We start from the raw sequence: 16223 nt of genomic DNA on the forward strand, positions 1-16223 counted from the left end.
ACAGCGAGGGGCGGGGAACTGCCGGAATGCGTCGAGCATTCTCGCAGTTCCCCGCCCCTCGCGGTGGGGACGGCGGCGCCGGGGCTCAGCGGACCCCGGTCGCCGCGGCCTCCTCGGGGGTGGCGCCCTCGGGGGCGGCGTCCTCGGGGACGAAGGGGTCGCCGGAGCGCGGGGCGTCGTAGAGCTCCCGGTCCAGCAGCCCCTCGCGGTGGGCGACGATCGTGGGCACCAGGGCCTGGCCCGCCACGTTGAGCGCGGTGCGGCCCATGTCGATGATCGGGTCCACGGCCAGCAGGAGGCCCACGCCGTCGAGCGGCAGGCCCAGCGTGGACAGCGTCAGGGTGAGCATCACGGTGGCGCCCGTGGTGCCGGCGGTCGCCGCGGAGCCCAGCACGGACACGAGCGCGATGAGCACGTAGTGCGTGACGTCCAGCTCGATCCCGTAGAACTGCGCGACGAACAGGGCGGCGATCGCGGGGTAGACCGCGGCGCAGCCGTCCATCTTGGTGGTCGCCCCGAGCGGCACGGCGAAGGACGCGTAGGCGCGGGGCACGCCGAGGCTGCGCTCGGTGACGCGCTGCGTCAGGGGCATGGTGCCCACCGAGGAGCGCGAGACGAAGCCCAGCTGCACGGCCGGCCACACGCCGGAGAAGTACTGCCGGACGGAGAGCCCGTGCGCCTTGACCAGGGCCGGGTAGACCACGAACGCCACGACCAGCAGGCCGGCGTAGACGGTCGCGACGAACGCCAGGAGCCCGCCCATCGAGGTCCAGCCGTACTCGAACACGGCCCGGCCGATCAGCCCGAGGGTGCCCAGCGGGGCGAGACGGATGATCCACCAGACCACCTTCTGCACCACGGCGAGCGCGGCCCGGACCACGGCCAGGAAGGGCTCGGCGGGGGCGCCCACCTTGAGCGCCGCGATGCCGACGGCGGCCGAGACCACGAGCACCTGCAGCACGTTGAAGCCGAGGGAGGTCTGGACGGTCTCCGGGTCCACCACGGAGGAGGAGACCTGCAGGCCCAGGAAGTTGGCGGGGACCAGGCCGGTGAGGAAGCCCAGCCACGAGCCCTGCGTCCCGGTGTACGCCTCGGCGGGCGCGGCCGCGCCGCTGCCGGCGCCGGGCTGGACGACCAGGCCGAGCACCAGGCCGACCGTCACGGCGATCAGGGCCGTGATCCCGAACCACAGCAGCGTCTTCCACGCGAGCCGGGCGGCGTTGGAGACCTCCCGCAGGTTGGCGATCGAGGAGATCACCGCGGTCACGATGAGCGGGACCACGGCGGCCTTGAGCAGGCTGACGTAGCTGGTGCCGATGGTGTCCAGGGCGGTCATCAGCCAGTTGGGGTCCGTGTCGGGGTCGCCGCCCAGGGCGTCGGCCACGGTGCCCAGGACCACGCCCAGGAGGAGGGCGAGCACGATCTGCGGGCCGAAGGAGGTCATCCACCGGGGCAGCCGTCGAGTGCTTTCTGCGGAAATCATGTGGCCACGATAGGGCGCGGAAATATACAACACCGAATGACGGTGACGAAATGTGACGCGGGAATGACGGAGGTCACAGGGCGAGCGCGTACCGCAGGGTGTCCAGGCCCACCGAGCCGACCCGCAGCGCGCGGGTGTGGAAGTCCTTGAGCAGGAACTCCGGGCCCGCCGCGGCGCGGGCCGCCTCCCGCGCCTGCTCCCACAGCTGCTGGCCCACCTTGTAGGACGGCGCCTGCCCGGGCCAGCCCATGTAGCGCATCCACTCGAAGCGCAGCATCGGGTCCGCCATCACGATGTTCGAGCGCAGGAACTGCCAGCCGTCCTCGGGCGTCCAGACCTCGCCGGGGCGGGCCCCGCCGAGGGCGTCCCCGAGCTCCGCGGGGATCCGGTAGCCGCAGTGGAAGCCGACGTCGAACACCACCCGCGCCGCCCGCAGCCGCTGGGCGTCCAGCATCCCCATCCGGTCCCCGGGGTCCTGCAGGTGGCCCAGCTCGTCCATGAGCCGCTCGGCGTACAGCGCCCAGCCCTCCCCGTGGCCCGAGACCCACACGCCCATCCGCCGCCACCGGTTGAGCTCGCCCGAGTTGGCGAGCGCGGTGGAGAACTGCAGGTGGTGGCCGGGGACGCCCTCGTGGTAGACGGTCGTGGTCTCCTCCCACGTGGTGAAGGTCCGGGTGCCCTCGGGCACGGACCACCACATGCGCCCGGGGCGGGAGAAGTCGGCGCTGGGCATCGAGTACCAGATCCCGCCGTCGTGGGTCGGGGCGATGCGGCACTCGAGCCGGCGCATGGGGCCGGTGAGCTCGAAGTGCGTGTCCGCGAGGGCGTCCACGGCGGCGTCGGAGAGGTCCTGCATCCACGCCTGCAGCGCGTCGGTGCCGTGCAGCTGCCGCGCCGGGTCCGCGTCCAGGGCCGCCATGGCCTCGGCGACCGTGGCGCCGGGGGCGATCCGGCGGGCGAGCTGCTCCTGCTCCGCCACGATCGTGCGCAGCTGCTCCACGCCCCACGCGTAGACCGTGGCCGGGTCCAGGACGGCGCCCAGGAACTCCTGCAGGCGCAGAGTGTACACGTCCGGTCCCACCGCGTCCGTGCGGGGCGCGTCCGCGGCGAGCTCCCTGCCCAGCACGGCGGCGAGGCCCCGGTAGGCGTGCCGCGCCGCCTCGGCCGCCTCCCCGACCTGCTGCCGAAGCGCCTCGGGGACGCCGGGGCTGCGCGCCAGCCGGTCGAAGAAGCCGTGGCGCGCCGCGTAGCCGGTGCACTGCCGGGCCGCGTTGCGCAGCTGCGCCGCGGAGGCCGAGCGGCCGAGGGAGCGGGCGTGCCGCAGGCCCAGGACGTAGGAGTCCACGGCGGCGGGCACGGCACGCAGCCGGCCGGCAAGGTGCGCCCAGTCCTCGGCGGTGCTCCGGGGCAGGTCGTCGAAGACCTCCCGGATCTCCTGCACCGGGGAGGAGATGTTGTTGACCTCCCAGCCCCGCAGCCCCTCCTCGTGCAGGAGCAGGTCCAGGCCCAGGCGCTCGCGCAGGGCGTGGCCGGTGATCCGGTCGACGTCGTCGACCGGGGCCGCGCGCTCGAGCTCCGCCAGCGTCCGGCGGGCGGCGTCGGCGTAGGCCTCCAGGCCCTCGGGCCCGAAGTCGCGGTACTCGGTCTCGTGCCCGGGGAAGCCGTGCACGGTGGCCTGGGCCGGGTCCAGCTCCATGGCGCGCGCGAACCAGCGCTCGGCCACGGCGTCCACGTCCGTGGGCTCGCGCCGCCCCGTGCCGAGGGGCGCGGGGCCGGCGCCGGTCAGGGGGTCGGGCCGTTGATCGGTCATGCACGTCACAGTAGCGCCGGGCGCTCCCTAGACTGCGGAGCATGTCCGCTCCTGCGCCGCGCGCGAACTCCGCGCCCCCCGCGACCGTCCCGGCCGGGCCCTCGGGGACCGCCGGGACCGGGCCCGCCCTGCTCGTGGTGGTCGCGGGGGTGGTGGGCGCCCTGCACGTGTGGAAGCTGGCCCCGGCGCTGCCCGTGCTCTCCGCCGAGCTCGGCCTGAGCCTGGTGCAGGGCGGGTTCCTGCTCTCCACCGTGCAGGTGGCAGGCATGCTGCTGGGCGTGGTGGTGGGTCTGTCCGGGGACCGGATCGGCCTGCGCCGGGGCCTGGTGCTCGGGCTGGGCCTGCTCACCGCGGGCTCCGTGACGGGACTGCTCTCGACGGGGTACGGCCCGCTGCTGAGCTCCCGGGTGCTGGAGGGCGTGGGGTTCATGCTCGTGTCGATCTGCGCCCCGGCCCTGATCCGGCGCACCGTGGCCCCGGCCCGGGTGTCCCTGCTGGTGGGGCTGTGGGGCTGCCACATCCCGGTCGCCGCGGCCCTCTCCCTGCTGCTCGGCGGGCTGCTCAGCAAAGCCCTCGGCTGGCGCACCTGGTGGGCGGCCGCCGCGGCCGGCTCCGCGCTCCTGGGCGTGCTGGTGCTCGCCGTGCTGCCACCGGACCCGGCCCACACGGTGGTGCACGGGGTGCGGCAGCGCCTCGGGCTGACCCTGCGCGCACCGGGGCCGTGGCTCGTGGCCGCGGTCTTCGGGCTCTACACCGCCCAGTGGAACGGGGTGGTGCAGTTCCTGCCCTCCATGTACGCCGAGGCCGGGATCGCGGCGGGCGCCGCCGCGGGGCTCAGCGCGCTCGCCGCGGGGGTCAACGTGGTGGGCAACCTGGGCGCGGGCCGGGCCCTGCAGCGCGGGGTGCGCCCCGTGGTGCTGTGGTGCACGGGCTTCGCCGTGCTGGGCCTGGCCGCCGTGGTCGCGTTCGGGATCGCCCCGCTGCTGGACGAGGGCGTGCGCTTCGGCGCCCGGTACGGCGCGGTCCTGGTGTTCTCCGCGGTGGGGGGAGTGGTGCCGACCACGGCGATCGCCAGCCTCATGCGCGTCGCGCCCACCCCCACCACGGTGGCCACCACGCTGGGCCTGGGCCAGCAGTTCAACGCCCTGGGCCAGTTCGCCGGCCCGCCCGCGGTCGCCTCGGTCGCGCAGGCGACCGGCTCCTGGGACCTGACGTGGGCGGTGACGGCGGTGCTCGCCCTGGCGGGCATCGCGGTGGCGCTCGTCGTCTCCCGGCGGATCCCCCGGGAGCCGTGACCGGGCGCCACCCGGGGCACGGCGTGCGGGTCACTCCTCCGGCCCGGTCACTCCTCCGGCCGGGTCCGCCGCCACGCGCCGCGGCCCGGTCACTCCTCCGGCCGGGTCCGCCGCCACGCGCCGCGGCCCGGGCGCAGCTTCAGGCCCAGCCGCATCCGGCGGAACTGGTCCCGGCGCCCCGGGGAGCCCTTCGCGTCCTCCTCGCCCGCGTGCCGGCGCGCGAGCAGGACGGCCGTGACGGCGGCGACCTCCTCCGGCGTGGGGCTGCCGGCCGTGAAGCGCAGGGACGGGGTGCCCTCGGCGGGCTCACGGAGGGTCACAGCGGGATGTTCCCGTGCTTCTTGGTGGGCATCGACGCCCGCTTGTCGCGCAGGGCCCGCAGGGCCTTGAGCACCTGCACCCGGGTCTCGGACGGGGAGATCACCGCGTCCACGTAGCCCAGCTCGGCGGCCTGGTAGGGGTTGAGCAGGCTCTCCTCGTACTTGCGCACCAGCTCGGCGCGCAGCGCCTCGACGTCCTCGTCGTTGTCCGCGGCGGCCTTGAGGTCCCGGCGGTAGAGGATCTCCACGGCGCCCTGGGCGCCCATCACACCGATCTGCGCGGTGGGCCAGGCCAGGTTGACGTCCGCGCCGAGCTTCTTGGAGCCCATCACGATGTAGGCCCCGCCATAGGCCTTGCGGGTGATCAGGGTGACCAGCGGGACGGTCGCCTCGGCGTAGGCGTAGAGCAGCTTGGCGCCGCGCCGGATGATGCCGTTGAACTCCTGATCGGTGCCGGGCAGGAACCCGGGCACGTCCACGAGGGTGAGGATCGGGACGTTGAACGCGTCGCAGTGGCGCACGAACCGGGCCGCCTTCTCGGAGGCCGCGATGTCCAGGGTGCCGGCGAACTGCATGGGCTGGTTCGCCACGACGCCCACGGTGTGCCCCTCGACCCGGGCGTAGCCGATCATCACGTTGGGGGCGTAGAGGGCCTGCATCTCCAGGAAGTGCCCGTCGTCGACGATCGCCTCGACCACCGCGCGCATGTCGTAGGGCTGGTTCGCGGAGTCGGGGACCAGCACGTCCAGGGCGAGGTCCTGGTCGGTGACCTCGTCCTCCTGGTCGTGGTCCACCAGGGGCGCCTCCTGCAGGTTGTTCGCCGGCAGGAACTCGAGCAGCTCGTGCACGAAGTCCAGCGCGTCCTGCTCGTCCTCGGCGAGGTACGTGGCCGTGCCGGTCGTCGCGTTGTGCTGGCGCGCCCCGCCCAGCGTCTCCATGTCCACCGTCTCGCCCGTGACCGTCTTGATGACGTCCGGTCCAGTGATGAACATGTGCGAGGTCTTGTCGACCATCACGATGTAGTCGGTCAGGGCGGGGGAGTAGGCCGCCCCGCCCGCGCACGGGCCCATGATCAGCGAGATCTGCGGGACCACCCCGGAGGAGCGGACGTTCATGTTGAAGATGTCCGCGAACATGGCCAGGGAGGCCACGCCCTCCTGGATCCGTGCCCCGCCGCCGTCGTTGATCCCGATGACCGGGCAGCCGTTGCGCAGGGCGAACTTCTGGACCTTGACGATCTTCTCCCCGTTGACCTGGGACAGCGACCCGCCGAAGACCGCGAAGTCCTGGGAGTAGACCGCCACCAGGCGCCCGTCCACCGTGCCGTAGCCGCTGACCACGCCGTCGCCGGGCAGCTTCTTCGACGCCATCCCGAAGGCGGTCGAGCGGTGGGTCGCGAGGGCGTCGAACTCCACGAACGAGTCCTCGTCCAGGAGCATCTCCACGCGCTCGCGGGCGGTGTTCTTCCCGCGGGCGTGCTGCTTCTCGACCGCCGCCTGCCCCGCGGGCACCTCGGAGCGGGCCCTGCGGTCGTGGAAGTCGGCGATCTTGCCGGCGGTGGTCGTCAGGTCGTGGGTCACAGGCACCTCGTGGTCTGGTACGCGGCCGGCCCGGCGGGCCGATCGGTCCGGTCCGGGGTGGTCAGGGGACCTGCTCACTCTAGTCCGCGGCCGCAGGGGCCTCCGTTGTAGAACTCCTACAAAATCCGTGCCCGGGTCCGGGGGACACGGGACGGTGCTCAGCCGACGCTGCCGAGGACCACCTTCCAGGGGCGGACGGTCCGCTCGGTGACCACCCCGTGGCGCACCAGCGGGTCCTCGTCGGTGAGCCGCTCGACCGCCCCGGCGTCCTCGGCGGCGAAGACCAGCAGCGCGCCGGGCGCGCCGTCGTCGTCGAAGGGACCGGACGCGAGCAGGTGCCCCTGCTCCACGAGCCCGCCGAGGTACTGGCGGTGCTCCGGCCGGCGCGCGGCCAGGACGTCGGCGGGCCCGCCGTAGACGTAGGTGACGGCGAAGGTCGTGCGGTTCTCGGCTGCGCTCACGGTGGCTCTCCCGGGGGTCGTGCCGCGGCCCCGCCCGGCCGGACGGGACCGTCCAGCCGGTTCCCGGGGAACGGGGCTACTACTGTGGATGTGGTCCGAACACTACGCGGACGGCGCCCGGCCGGACAGCACCGACCGCCCCGGCCCGTGCGGACCCGCCCGTGACGACCGACCCGTGACGACCGACCCGAGGAGCACCGTGCCCGACCCCTGCGCCGCCGACCTGCGCGAGCCCGCCCTGCTCGCGGCCCTGGCGGACCTCGGCCTGGGGCGGATCGACGTCCTCGACGAGGTCGGCTCCACGAACGAGCACCTGACGGCCGCCGTCACCCGGCAGGCGCGCGGGCCCCGCCCGGACCGGCCGTGGACCGACCTGTCCCTCGTGCTCACCGGCCACCAGAGTGCCGGGCGCGGCCGGCTGGACCGGGTGTGGACCACCGAGCCCGGCACCGCGCTGACCTTCAGCCTCCTGCTGCGCCCGGCCGACGCGCGCGGCCGCCCGCTGCCCACCCAGCACTTCCCGTGGCTGACCCTGCTGATGGCCGCGGCCGTCGTCGACGCCCTGGACGGGCTCGCGGCGGCCGGCGCGCGGATCAAGTGGCCCAACGACGTCCTGGTGGACGGACGCAAGGCGGCCGGGCTGCTCGCAGGCCTCGTGCTGGACGCGCAGCACTCGCCGGCGGTGGTCCTGGGCACGGGCATCAACGTCGCCCAGGAGGAGCTGCCCGTGGACACGGCCACGTCCGTCCGGCGCGCCACCGGCCGCGAGGTCGAGCGCGCCGCCGTCCTGCGGGCCGTGCTGGGCGCGTTCGTCCCCGTCTACCGGCAGTTCTGCGCGGACCCGGAGGCCGCCGTGCGCCCGGACGGGCCGCTGCGCGCCCGGATCACCGAGCGGATGGAGACCATCGGCCGCCCGGTGCGCGCCGAGCTGCCCGGCGGGGCCGCCCCCGTCACGGGCACCGCGACGGGCCTCGGCGAGCACGGGGGCCTCCTGGTGCGCGAGGACGGCGGCGCCGAGCGCGAGGTGACGGCGGGCGACGTGGTGCACCTGCGCCCGGCCCCGGACGCCCCCGGGACGGCCTGAGCGTGCCCGCCCGTCCCGCCCTGCAGCCCGGGGAGCGCGTGCTCGTGTCCACACGGGCCCACGGCGCCCGGCTGACCCGGCCCTTCCTGGTGCTGCTGCTCACGGTGTTCACGCTCTCCTTCGCCCAGCGGGCCCTCGAGCTGCGCTGGCGCCCCGTGGCGGAGCCGTGGACCACGGTGCACGCCGGGGTGGAGCTCACCCTGCTCGTGGCGGCCGGCTGGGTGGTGCTCCGCAGCTGCCTGCGCCCGCTGGTGCGGTGGTGGCGCACCCGCTACGTGCTCACCACCCGCCACCTCGTGCTGCTGCGCCCCGGCGGGGCCCGCAGGACCGTGTCGCTGCCCCTGCAGCAGCTGCGCCGGGTCTCGGTGGAGCGCCGGCGCGGTCCGGCCCTGGGCCGGCACGACGGGCGCGTCGTGGCCGACTTCGGGCCCTTCGGCGGTCTGCGCCTGGAGCACGCCCCGGAGGCGCAGCGCCTGGCCGGGCTGATCCGCCGGGCCGCCGAGGACGAGTGGGCGGCGGGCGGCGGCGCCGGCCGGGCGGGGGATCCCGGTCCCGGTGGGGGTGCGCCGTGGCTCCGTCCCACTAGAGTGGACCGCGACGCGGTCGTGGCACCACGCCCGGGCCCGTCCGGCGCCCCGCGCCGACCGTGGAACCGGCGGGCCGTCCACCAGGAACAGGAGTGACGTGTGGCGAGTGAGGACCCGGAGAACCAGGGCGAGCCGGAGCTCGGCCCCCAGACGGCACAGCTGAACCTGAACCTGCACAACCCCGTCCAGGCCAACCTGTACCGCTCGGACGAGTCCAAGGCCGCCGTGCAGGCCCTCGAGCAGACCCTCCTGGGCTCCGAGCGCGACCTGCGCCGCCGGGAGGCCGCGCGCCGGGGCGGGCTGTCCCTGCTGTCCGCGCGGAAGGTGTGGCGGGCCCTGGGCTTCCCGAACCTCACCGACGACGACCTCTGGTTCACCGAGCAGGACTCCGAGGCCCTCCGGGTGCTGTCCACCATGGTCCTCGAGGAGAAGGTCACCGAGGAGGCGGCGCTGTCCCTGGTGCGCTCGATCGGGCAGATGACCGACCGCATGGTCGTGTGGCAGGTCGAGGCGCTCGTCGAGGACATGGTCGTCCACCGGGGCATGACCGACGCCGCCGCCCGGCGGCAGCTGCTGCACCTGCTGCCCGACCTCATCGACGCGATCGAGAACCTCCTCGTCTACTCGTGGCGGCGGCAGATGAACGCCGCCGTGCAGCGGCTCGCGATGCGCGTGGAGCGCCCGGACGGCTCGACCGCCACCGGTCCCACGTCCGACGACGGGGCGTCCGCCGTCCTCCCGCTCGCGCGCGGGGTGGGCTTCGCGGACCTGGTCTCCTACACCTCGCTGTCCCGGCAGATGAACGAACGGACCCTGGCGAACCTCGTGCAGCGCTTCGAGAACCGCTGCGCCGAGGTGATCGCCGTGGGCGGCGGCCGGCTCATCAAGACCATCGGGGACGAGGTCATGTTCCTCGCCGAGACCCCCGAGGGCGGGGCCCAGATCTCCCTGGCCCTGGCCCGCGCCATCCGGGACGACCCCGAGCTGCCGCAGGCGCGCGTGGCCTTCGTCTGGGGGCGGGTGCTGCCGCGGCTCGGGGACATCTACGGGCCCACGGTGAACCTCGCCTCCCGGCTCGTGTCGCTGACCGAGCCGGGCTCCGTGCTCGTGGACGCCTCGACCGCCGCGGTGCTCTCCGGCGACGACCGCTTCATCCTCCTGCCGCAGCCCACCCGCAACGTGCGGGGCTTCGGCGACGTCCAGCCCGTCGCGCTCTCCCAGGGCGCCGGTCCCGGGCTGGAGGTCGACTTCGAATGAGCGCACCCCTCGTCATCCGCGCGGGCGCGTCCACGGACCGGGGCCTGCGCCGGGAGTCCAACGAGGACGCCCTGGTGGTCACGGCCGCGATGTGCGCCGTGGCGGACGGGATGGGCGGGCACGAGGCCGGTGAGGTGGCCAGCGCCCTGTGCGTGCGCACCCTCGGGGCGTCCCCCCTGTTCCAGCTGGAGGACTTCCGCTCCTTCGAGGTCCTCGAGCCGGAGCCGCCCCGGGACATCGCCCGGTTCCGCGCCGTCGTGGAGCGCGAGCTGCGGCTGGACCCGGAGATCCCCGAGGACGCGATCGAGGCCGTCCGCCGGGTCCGGTCCGTGCTGTGGCAGGCGGACCAGCACATCCAGCACGCGGTCGAGGGCCGGGCGGGCACCACCGTCACCGGCGTGTGGTTGCTGCGCATCGACGGGCGCATGCTGTGGGTCGTGTTCAACACGGGCGACTCCCGGACCTACCGGCTGGTCTCGCCCCAGCCCGGGGGGCGGGCCGGCGAGGGCGAGGGCGGGCCGCGGATCGAGCAGCTGACCGTGGACCACTCCGAGGTGCAGTACCTCGTGTCGATCGGGCAGCTCACCGCCTCCCAGGCGCTCGTGCACCCGCGCCGCAACGTGATCACCCGCGCCCTGGGCACCGGCCAGGTGTGGGAGCCGGACGTGTGGGTGCTCCCCGCACGGCACGGGGACCGGCTGATGCTGTGCTCGGACGGGCTGACCAACGAGCTCAGCCCCGCCCACATGGCCCGGGTGCTCGCCTCGGTGCCCCACCCCAAGGAGGCGGCCGACGTCCTGCTGCAGGCCGCCCTGCGCACCGGGGGGCGGGACAACGTCACCGTGATCGTGGCCGACGCCGTGCGGCCGGGGGAGTACGCCCCCGGCTTCTGAGCCGCGGACGCCGCGTCCCCCGAAGTGGGGGGCATCACGATCTGTCACATCGGCCCCGCCCCGACCGGCCCTGTTTACCTTTGAGAACATGGTTCTCTCGCGCCGCTCGTTCGTCCTCTCCGGCCTGGTGCTCGCCGCCTCCGGGGCCTTCGGGGGCGCCCTGGCGGAGCCCTCCGCCGGCCGGCGGCCGTTCGTGCTGTGGGGCTCCTCCTCGGCGGCGAGCGCGCTCCACCGGGACCGCCCGCGGGGCTTCCCCGCGGTGCGCATCGACGACCTGCTCTCGCAGCTGCTGGAGGCGCCCGGGACCTCGCGCGCGGTCAGCGGCGACCGGTCGTGGCAGACCCTGTCGATGCGCAGCAGCGCCCACCCCTACCTGCCCCGGCTGGGCTCCGGCTACGGGGTGGGGCGGATCCCGGCCCACGGGTCGCTGGTCGTGCCCACCGTGGACGGCCGGGTGCCCAGCGCCCACCTCGCGATCCCGGGCACCGTCTCCGGTCTGCCGTGCACGATCCAGGCCGTGGGGCGGGACGAGGGGGAGGTGGTGCTGCGCCGCGCGGTCCCGGGGGCCGCGCTCGAGGTGGCGCCCGCCTCGGAGGCCCGCTGGCGCACGGCGCTGGAGGAGGAGCACCGGGGCCACGTCCACCTGCTGTGGACCGGCAAGAACAACATCGAGGACCCGGACCAGGTCCTCTCCGACACCCGTGCCGCGTGGGGGGTCGAGCCGGGCACGTCCGTGGTGATGGGCCACTGGCACACCGCGGCCGACCGTCCCGGCACCCCGGGGTGGGAGCAGGTGCGCGGGGTGAACGCGGCCCTCCGGGCCGAGTACGGCGACCGGTTCTACGACACCATGGCCGATCTGCGCGATCCCGGTCTCTGGTCCCTGGCGGCGCTGCGGGCCCACCGGATCGGGGCCTCGCCCGCGGACCGCCGGTGGCTGGGCCTGGGGCTGCCCCCGCGCTCGGTGGTCGCCGCGGACCGCCGGCACCTGAACGCGCTGGGCAACACGATCGTGGCCCATGGTCTGCACCGCCACCTGACCGGCGCGGCGGGTCTCTACTGAGCGCTGCGCGGCCCCGGAGGTCACACCCGGGTCCCGGGGCCCGGACCTCTTGCGCCGGAGCACCGGGCGCCCTAACATACAACCAAATGGTTGTACGAAATGAGCTGACGGACGACGAGGTCGACCGCATCTTCCAGGCCCTCGCGGACTCGACGCGACGGGACATCGTGGTGCGGGTGCTGCGGCAGGAGCAGTCGGTCTCCGCGCTGGCCGCGCACTACCGGATGAGCTTCGCCGCCGTGCAGAAGCACGTGGCGGTGCTCGAGCGGGCCTCGCTGGTCACCAAGGAGCGGCGCGGCCGGGAGCAGGTGGTGCACGCCGGGGTGGCCACGCTGCGCCGGGCGGCGGCGCTGCTGGCGGACTACGAGCAGATCTGGCGCGGGCGGGCCCGCGCCATCGAGGACCTCCTCGCCGAGGAGACGCCCCCGGGGGACCCGGGGCCCAGGAGGAAGGGAGCATGACATGCCGGTCATCGACGTGCACAAGGACACCGAGGCACTGACCCTGACGTTCGTCGCGGAGTTCGCCGCGGACGTCGAGCGGGTCTGGGAGGTCTGGGCCGACCCGCGCCAGCTCGAGCGCTGGTGGGGCCCTCCCGAGTGGCCCGCCACCTTCGAGGAGCACGAGCTCGCCGAGGGAGGGCGGTGCCGCTACTACATGACCGGCCCCGACGGGGAGAAGGCCCGGGGCTGGTGGACGGTCACCGCCGTGGACGCCCCGCACCGGCTGGAGTTCGACGACGGCTTCGCGAGCGAGGACGGCGAGCCCGACCCCGCGCTGGGGGCCACCCACGGCGTCGTGACGTTCGAGGCCGTCGACGGCGGGACGCGGATGACCACGGTCTCGACCTTCGAGAGCGCGGACCAGCTGGAGCAGATGTCCGCGATGGGCATGGAGGAGGGCATGCGGGAGGCCATGGGCCAGATCGACGGCCTCCTCGCCGGCGCCGTCCCCCGCTGAGCCGCCGGGGTCCCGGCCGCCGACGGCGCAGCCCTCCCCGGTCCTCGCCCGCGCCGCGGGACCGGACGACGACGCCGCCCCGGGGCCTCCGGGGCGGCGTCGTCACCGCCGGGCCCGCCTGCGGTGACGGCGTGCGACGGCGGGCCCGACCGGTCAGGCGTCCTGGGTCACGGCAGCGCCCTCGGCCGGCGCGGTGCCGGAGGCGGGCTCACGGCCCTCCGCCGGCTCCCGGCCCTCCGCGGACCTGCGGCCCGGCTCGGCCACCCGCTGCGCGGACGCCGCGGCCCGCTGCGCTGCCTTCTTCAACGGCTTCAGCTCGAGCCGGCGCTCGTGCTTGCGCTCCGCCCGGCGCTCCGTGCGCCGCTCGGCCTGCTTCTCGGCGCGGCGCTCCCGCTTCGCCTCCTCCGGGGCCTTCTCGCCCGGTGCCCCGGCGGCGGGCGTGGCGGTCTCCCGGCGCGGGGCGCGCTCCTTGACCGGCGCGCTGCCCGAGGCGCGCAGCCGCCGGTAGTGCTCGGCCGCCTCCTCCTGGCGCCGGGCCTCGATCCCCGTGGCGATCTCGGCCCGCAGGTGCTCCGGCTCGAGCTCGAACGCGGCCACGAGGTCGAGGGCGTGCGGGCGCAGGCGGGCGAGCAGCCGGTCGATGTACTCGTCGAGGCTGCGCCCGCGCCGCATGGACAGCCGGCCGTAGGAGAGGTACCACGCGAGGTTCTTCTCGATGAGCCGCAGCCCGAAGACGTCGCGCAGCCAGGTGAGCACGGTGCGGGTGCCCGGGTCCGCGACCTGCTCCAGGCCGCGGGTGAAGGCCTCCCACTGCAGCAGCTCCGCGTGGGCGCGCGCCGCGGCGATGATCTTGTGCTGGTTCTCGTTGAACAGCGCCGCGGCCTCCGCGCGGGGGAGCTTGGCGCTGGGCCGCAGGTTCTCCGCGATCTCGGCGACCATGGTCTGCACCCGGTCCGTGAGCAGCGCGCGCTGCGCCGACTCCTCGCGCAGGGCGTTGACCGAGCGGCGCACGTCCCCGGTATCCCGGAAGGCCTGGCCGAGCTTGCGCAGCCCCGACCGGTGGTAGGTGGCCTCGGTGGCCCGGCCGGCCACGTAGCGGGCCATCACGCCCACGTCGACGTGCTTGAACTCGTCCGCCCAGTCGGAGAGCAGCCGCTTGGCCACGAGCTGCAGCAGCACCGTGTTGTCGCCCTCGAACGTCGCGTAGACGTCCAGGTCGTGGCGCAGGGAGGTGAGCCGGTTCTTGGTCAGGAACCCCGCCCCGCCGCAGGCCTCGCGGCACTCCTGGACGGTGTCGAGGGCGCTCCAGGTGGACAGGGCCTTCAGGGCCGCGGCGAGCGTCTCGAGGTCCTGCCGGTTCTCGTCGGTGTCCTCGCGGCCGGAGAAGACGTCGTCGTACTTGTGCAGCAGCTCCTGGTGGGCGAAGTGCATGGCGTAGGTCTCCGCCAGCCGCGGCAGCAGCCGCCGCTGGTGCTGCTGGTAGTCCAGCAGCACCTCCTCCTGGACGTCGGAGGATGCGTTGAACTGCCGGCGCTCGCTGCCGTAGCGGATCGCGATGCTCAGCGCGGCCTTGTTCGCCAGGACGGCCGCGCCGTCGAGGGAGACCCGGCCCTGCACCAGGGTGCCGATCATCGTGAAGAACCGGCGGCCCGGGCTCGCGATGGGCGAGCTGTAGGTGCCGTCCGGAGCCACGGCCCCGTACTTGTCCAGCAGGTGCGTGCGCGGGACCCGCACCCGGGTGAAGTGCAGCCGCCCGTTGTCGATCCCGTTGAGCCCGCCCTTGTGGCCGTCGTCCTCGCCGCCCACGCCGGGCAGGAAGTTCCCGTCCGCGTCCCGCAGGTCCACCCAGAACGCGTGCACGCCGTGGTTCACGCCGAGCGTCACCAGCTGGGCGAAGACCACGGCGGCGCGCCCGTGCACGGCGGCGTTGCCGAGGTAGTCCTTCCACGCCGCCGTGAAGGGGGTGTGGATCTCGAACTCCTCCGTGGCGGGGTCGTACGTGGCGGTGGTGCCGATCGAGGCGACGTCGGAGCCGTGGCCGATCTCGGTCATCGCGAACACGCCCGGGATCTTCAGGTCCCGGATGTCCGCGAGCCAGCGCCGGTGGTGCTCCTCGGTGCCGAGGTTGAGCACCGCGGAGCCGAACAGGCCCCACTGCACCCCGGCCTTGATCTGCATCGAGGGGTCCCCGAGCAGCAGCTCCTCGAAGCCCGAGACGTTGCCGCCCGGGTCGTTGTGCCCGCCGTACTCCTCCGGCAGCCCGCGGCTCATCGCCCCGTGCTCCACCAGCAGGTGCAGCTGGCCCAGGACCCGCTCGCGGTGCTCGTGGTGGGTGAGGCCCGGCTGCTGGTGCAGTCGCTCGTCGAGCAGCATCCGGCGGGTCTCGCGCCGGACCTCGGCCCAGCGCCCGAGCAGCACCTCGCCGAGGGCGGCGACGTCCACGGCGGGCCCCGGGAGCCCGGCGCCGTCCGCGGTGGCGGGCCCGGCGGCGGAGCCGGCTGCGGCGGTGGTCGGTCGGTCGATGGTGGTGGTCATGTTCGCTCCTGTCGTGGGTGACCGGCGGTGGCCGGTGCGGTCACGGGGTGGTGGGGCCGGCCGGGGTCCGTGCCGGCCCGGGCGGTGGTCAGGTCGAGGGGGGCTCCGGCACGGGTGCGCCGGGCGGGCGCAGGCCGTCGACGGCCCAGCCCACGATCAGCTCCGTCATCCGCTCGCGGGACGGTCGCCGCGTGCCCTCGGGGGTGTTCATCCAGGCCTCGCCGGCGCCGCGGACCATGCCGATCGTGGACGCGGCCCAGTAGCTGAGCACCGGCTCCTCGAGCCGGCGCTCGGCGGGGGTGTGGTGCACGTGGGCCTCCGCGAGCAGCCCGCTGACGGACTCGGCGAACTCCTGGATCAGCCAGCGCTCGCCGCCGTCCCCGGCCGGGGCGTCCTCCTTGCCGGAGCGCTCGCCGCGGGCCCGCTCGGCCCGGTGCCGGTCGTGCCGCGAGCGCCCGGGGTCGGGGGAGAGGGCCACGACGAAGCGGTACACCGACGCCGAGCGCTCGATGCTGAGCAGGTACTCCGCGACCATCGCCTCGACCGAGTCCTCGAAGGAGCCGGCCGCGCGGGCCGCCTCCTCGAGCCGGTCGCGCATCCGCGTCACGGTGTACTCGCCGACCGCCCGCTGCAGTCCCGCCTTGTCCCCGAAGTACCGGTAGTAGACGGACTTGGAGGTCTGGCACGCGGTGGCGATCTCCTCCATGGACGCCTGCGCGCCGAGCTCGTCCACGGCGCTGCGCGCCGTGCGGATGAGCTCGATCCGGCGCTGCGCGCGGTGCCGGGCCCAGCGGGAGGAGCGTCCGTCCGTGGCGGGCGTGCCGCCCGGGGCGGCGGAGTCAGTGGCGTCGACCTGTTTCACGATACCCAGAGTATCAGGTATTGTCTTTCGTGA

The 16223-nt window shown here is 74.7% G+C and carries 15 protein-coding genes; 8 read left to right on the forward strand and 7 right to left on the reverse strand.

Annotation, left to right across the window (positions count from 1 at the left end):
- Positions 1 to 85: 85 nt before the first annotated feature.
- Positions 86 to 1483: a dicarboxylate/amino acid:cation symporter gene (locus tag ACZ2G1_RS00150; RefSeq protein ID WP_109268684.1), complete on the reverse strand. Its 1398-nt coding sequence runs from the start codon at positions 1481 to 1483 to the stop codon at positions 86 to 88.
- A gap of 73 nt (positions 1484 to 1556) precedes the next feature.
- Positions 1557 to 3293 carry a DUF885 domain-containing protein gene (locus tag ACZ2G1_RS00155; protein WP_470377315.1) on the reverse strand — a complete coding sequence of 579 codons (1737 nt, stop codon included), beginning with the start codon at positions 3291 to 3293 and terminating at the stop codon, positions 1557 to 1559.
- A 41-nt stretch (positions 3294 to 3334) separates the two neighbouring features.
- On the opposite strand from ACZ2G1_RS00155, the gene ACZ2G1_RS00160 reads away from it, so the two are divergent.
- Positions 3335 to 4588 carry an MFS transporter gene (locus tag ACZ2G1_RS00160; RefSeq protein ID WP_470377316.1) on the forward strand — a complete coding sequence of 418 codons (1254 nt, stop codon included), beginning with the start codon at positions 3335 to 3337 and terminating at the stop codon, positions 4586 to 4588.
- Between the two features lie 89 nt (positions 4589 to 4677).
- Here ACZ2G1_RS00160 and ACZ2G1_RS00165 read toward each other — a convergent pair whose 3' ends face one another.
- The 3 genes from ACZ2G1_RS00165 to ACZ2G1_RS00175 form a co-directional block, all read right to left on the reverse strand.
- A complete protein-coding gene (locus ACZ2G1_RS00165) occupies positions 4678 to 4908 on the reverse strand; it encodes an acyl-CoA carboxylase subunit epsilon (protein WP_109243380.1) in 231 nt (76 codons plus the stop codon).
- Entirely contained in the window at positions 4905 to 6488 is a 1584-nt protein-coding gene (locus tag ACZ2G1_RS00170) for an acyl-CoA carboxylase subunit beta (RefSeq protein WP_017833849.1), read from the reverse strand. The genes ACZ2G1_RS00165 and ACZ2G1_RS00170 overlap by 4 nt, the downstream gene beginning before the upstream one ends.
- Before the next feature lie 158 nt (positions 6489 to 6646).
- Positions 6647 to 6949: a YciI family protein gene (locus ACZ2G1_RS00175; protein WP_035926444.1), complete on the reverse strand. Its 303-nt coding sequence runs from the start codon at positions 6947 to 6949 to the stop codon at positions 6647 to 6649.
- 199 nt (positions 6950 to 7148) lie between these two features.
- Here ACZ2G1_RS00175 and ACZ2G1_RS00180 point away from each other — a divergent pair, with 199 nt between their 5' ends.
- From ACZ2G1_RS00180 to ACZ2G1_RS00210, 7 genes are all read left to right on the forward strand, one after another.
- Positions 7149 to 8033, forward strand: a complete 885-nt coding sequence (locus ACZ2G1_RS00180; RefSeq protein ID WP_181821079.1) for a biotin--[acetyl-CoA-carboxylase] ligase — start codon at positions 7149 to 7151, stop codon at positions 8031 to 8033.
- Between the two features lie 2 nt (positions 8034 to 8035).
- Complete coding sequence (locus ACZ2G1_RS00185; RefSeq protein WP_336650022.1) at positions 8036 to 8716, forward strand: YdbT family protein; 681 nt, start codon at positions 8036 to 8038, stop codon at positions 8714 to 8716.
- Positions 8717 to 8719: 3 nt separating this feature from the next.
- Entirely contained in the window at positions 8720 to 9877 is a 1158-nt protein-coding gene (locus ACZ2G1_RS00190) for an adenylate/guanylate cyclase domain-containing protein (protein WP_017833845.1), read from the forward strand.
- Entirely contained in the window at positions 9874 to 10770 is an 897-nt protein-coding gene (locus tag ACZ2G1_RS00195) for a PP2C family protein-serine/threonine phosphatase (RefSeq protein WP_017833844.1), read from the forward strand. Before ACZ2G1_RS00190 ends, ACZ2G1_RS00195 begins: the two co-directional genes overlap by 4 nt.
- A gap of 88 nt (positions 10771 to 10858) precedes the next feature.
- The gene (locus ACZ2G1_RS00200; protein WP_272026966.1) at positions 10859 to 11833 is read left to right on the forward strand and encodes a hypothetical protein; all 975 of its coding nucleotides are present in this window, start codon (positions 10859 to 10861) and stop codon (positions 11831 to 11833) included.
- An 86-nt stretch (positions 11834 to 11919) separates the two neighbouring features.
- Positions 11920 to 12294 carry an ArsR/SmtB family transcription factor gene (locus ACZ2G1_RS00205; protein WP_031283191.1) on the forward strand — a complete coding sequence of 125 codons (375 nt, stop codon included), beginning with the start codon at positions 11920 to 11922 and terminating at the stop codon, positions 12292 to 12294.
- Between the two features lies 1 nt (position 12295).
- Positions 12296 to 12793 (forward strand): SRPBCC family protein, encoded by a 498-nt coding sequence (locus ACZ2G1_RS00210; protein WP_035926429.1) that lies wholly within the window; start codon positions 12296 to 12298, stop codon positions 12791 to 12793.
- 153 nt (positions 12794 to 12946) lie between these two features.
- Here ACZ2G1_RS00210 and ACZ2G1_RS00215 read toward each other — a convergent pair whose 3' ends face one another.
- Positions 12947 to 15328: an acyl-CoA dehydrogenase family protein gene (locus tag ACZ2G1_RS00215; protein ID WP_336650020.1), complete on the reverse strand. Its 2382-nt coding sequence runs from the start codon at positions 15326 to 15328 to the stop codon at positions 12947 to 12949.
- Positions 15329 to 15416: 88 nt separating this feature from the next.
- A complete protein-coding gene (locus tag ACZ2G1_RS00220; protein WP_017833839.1) occupies positions 15417 to 16190 on the reverse strand; it encodes a TetR/AcrR family transcriptional regulator in 774 nt (257 codons plus the stop codon).
- Positions 16191 to 16223 lie beyond the last annotated feature (33 nt).

It is taken from the genome of Kocuria sp. KKT182 (assembly GCF_055635395.1).